Source organism: Metasolibacillus meyeri (assembly GCF_003049505.1).
GTDB classification, from domain to species: domain Bacteria; phylum Bacillota; class Bacilli; order Bacillales_A; family Planococcaceae; genus Metasolibacillus; species Metasolibacillus meyeri.
This window is the reverse complement of record NZ_PYWN01000307.1, coordinates 1-262: the sequence shown is the minus strand read 5'-3', so window position 1 is coordinate 262 and position 262 is coordinate 1. Positions and strand designations below refer to the sequence as shown.

The 262-nt window shown below is 52.7% G+C and carries 1 rRNA gene; it reads left to right on the top strand.

Annotated elements, in window-relative coordinates:
• Position 1: 1 nt before the first annotated feature.
• Positions 2 to 262: ribosomal RNA gene (locus tag C9J34_RS21670) — 23S ribosomal RNA — on the top strand; the annotation flags it as partial.

Here is a 262-nt window from a genome sequence, read left to right as displayed (position 1 = left end):
TGACTAAGGTTTCCTGAGGAAGGCTCGTCCGCTCAGGGTTAGTCGGGACCTAAGTCGAGGCCGATAGGCGTAGACGATGGACAACAGGTTGATATTCCTGTACCACCTCCCCGCCGTTTGAGTAATGGGGGGACGCAGTAGGATAAGATAAGCGTACCGTTGGTTGAGTACGCCCAAGCAGTAAGGCGTGGAAGTAGGCAAATCCGCTTCCTGTAACGTTGAGCTGTGATGGGGAGCTCTTTAGAGCGAAGTATCTGATTTC